The sequence below is a fragment of the Sphingobacteriales bacterium genome (genome assembly GCA_012517435.1).
In the GTDB taxonomy this organism is placed as follows: domain Bacteria; phylum Bacteroidota; class Bacteroidia; order CAILMK01; family JAAYUY01; genus JAAYUY01.
In genome coordinates this window covers 1-2,418 of record JAAYUY010000135.1, presented here as the reverse complement: position 1 = coordinate 2,418, position 2,418 = coordinate 1, and the positions used below count along the sequence as shown (strand labels likewise).

The window sequence follows — 2,418 nt, the reverse complement described above, 5'->3', positions numbered from 1 at the left end:
AATTTATAGCAATATCACGAATATTGTTGGACGGCAGGGGGCTGTTGTCTTTATTGAAATGATAGATAATTTCTGAGCCGTCTTCAGTAACATACCAGACACCATTTTTACTGCCCAGCCATTTTTTGTTTGCCCCATCAATAGCAATGGCTGTAACTATTTCAGAAGCAAGCAGATAGCCCGATTCGCTACCGTTATTGACCCATATTTTACTTGCATTTGAACCTGAAGTTGTAAAAACAGCTGATGGATTGTAGAAAACTGCAACGCCATCTTCACTTCCTATCCAGATTCTGCCTTTTTTGTCGAGAGCAATGGAATGAATTCGTTCAGTAGGCAAATTACCGTTATTTTCATCTTTGGTGAGCATCCTGTATTGATCACCCTGTTGACGGGTTTCGTCAAACACAAGTATTCCTCCATCCAGCGGGAGTAAAATCCATTTTCGATCTGAAAGGTCAACAATTAAATCACCAATATTGCGGTTTTTACCCCCTCCAAGATTAAAAGATGTCCATGAGCCATCATTTTTTCTGACCGAAAGTGATTTTGGTGCTCCGAAATTGCTTACCCAAAGTTGGTTTTTATGATCAAAACAGATACCTCTGATGTTGATTTTATCAGTGTTTTCAAGACTTTTTTGCAAAGAAGAATTGACATCGGTAAACTTTTCAGTTATTTGAAAGTTTTTCATCAGCATAAGCCCGTAACCGAATGAACCTAAAAAAACCTCTTTGGATATCGGATTAACGGCAACTTTAATAATATCGAAGACATTGGCCAGACTGGTGTCGTTTGTGAAATTTTTATTATGCCAGATTCCATTCTGATAATAAAAAGTACCATCCAGATTATAACTGGCAGAACCTGTAAAAGTCAGGCCTCCCGGAGCGATATAAGTAATATTTCCGTCCACTTCAATATCCCAGCAATTTCCGGAATACGGACCGTTGGGACATAAAAAAGAATAATTCCCGTTGTCGTATTTGAGTAATCCGTAAAGTGGATGAGCAATCCAAAGTTTGTTTTGTTTACTAAATATTGCTGACTTTGCTCCGCTTACATCATATTTTGTAAAAGAAAAATCAGAAGAATAAGAAAAAATGTATTTGGTGAAACAGATAGTGAGTTTGTCGTTGGCAACTTCCATGTTTTGACAGTCATTGGTCAATGAATCAATGAAAACAGTCCATTTTCCGTTTTTATAAGATGAGATATTCCCGTTTAAATCAGCAATAAGTGTATTTTGAAATTCAACCAGTTTATTGCAGGGCTGGCTGATTATAAAAGACCAGGCACGGTAATCGAGTAAATTGGGATTTTTTAAAGATGCGGCAAGTATTCCAGAGCTGGTGGCAGCAAAAATACTGTCGTTCAGAAATGCCGTAGAAAGCACTTCGACAACAGAGCCATTGTTACCGATTTCAATATAAGACTCACTGATTTCATTTTTAGAAATGTTATACACTACTATTCCAAAACTACAGGAGATATAAGCATTCCCATTGTAAAAAGCCACATGATTGATGGTCTTTTTACCTGAAAAACTTTTACGGTAAATATCGGGAAGGGTAGTTATAACATTTCCTTTCAGGAGATCAATAAAAGTATTGGTATAAACGATCATCAAAAGATCAGAAGCAGGCTCATATTCAATGGTTTGAACCAGATTGTCGGAAAATCCGTCAGTCTTTGAAAGTGCTACAATGCTGTTATCCGGCTGGTTGACATAAAAAAAGCCATTTTCAGACACGCAATACACTTTGTCCTTGACTTCCTCGCACTTTTTTCCTTTTGAGTAATTCAGGTGGGATCTCCATTCACCAATTTTGAGAGATTGAGAATAAAGAGATTCTGCCCAAATAGCTAAAATCAGCAGAAAAATCAGGTTTTTAAAATAAAAATTCATACGCAAAAGTAACAACAATAATTAGTTTTTATTGTGGTTATGCCAATTGATAAACAGCCATTAGCTTTGAGGTAAGAAATGAAACGTAATATCAGCAATATTTTACAATTACTTCATAAATCTGACACGTTGCTGTCTTACTATTATCGCCCTGCCGTAAGTAAGTGGATATTCATCCTGAGTTTTATTATCATAAGCTTATTTTACGACTTTCAGCAGATATTGTTTTTAAGACCACAGGGGCTACATCAATGGCGGCAATGTGACGGTTTGTCGATCACGATGAATTATTACAAGGAAAATCTTTCGTTTTTTAATCCTGCTGTTCATTCCATGGAAGCAGACGAGGGAAAGTCGGGACACACCATCAGTGAGTTTCCGCTGGTCTATTATCTGACAGGAAATATCTGGAAACTGACCGGCCATAAGGAGTATATTTTCCGATTAATCGATTTGTTATTGGTTTTCTTTGGCTTATTTGCCTTTTTCAGGTTGTGTGAGGAGATATT

General features: G+C 36.9%; 2 protein-coding genes. One reads left to right on the top strand and one right to left on the bottom strand.

What is annotated here, in order from left to right; translation table 11 throughout:
• Positions 1-1,927: hypothetical protein (locus GX437_07775; protein ID NLJ07551.1), on the bottom strand; the 1,927-nt coding region annotated here is incomplete at its 3' end.
• Between the two features lie 60 nt (positions 1,928-1,987).
• On the opposite strand from GX437_07775, the gene GX437_07770 reads away from it, so the two are divergent.
• Positions 1,988-2,418 (top strand): hypothetical protein (locus GX437_07770; GenBank protein NLJ07550.1); only part of this gene is annotated, 431 nt, incomplete at its 3' end.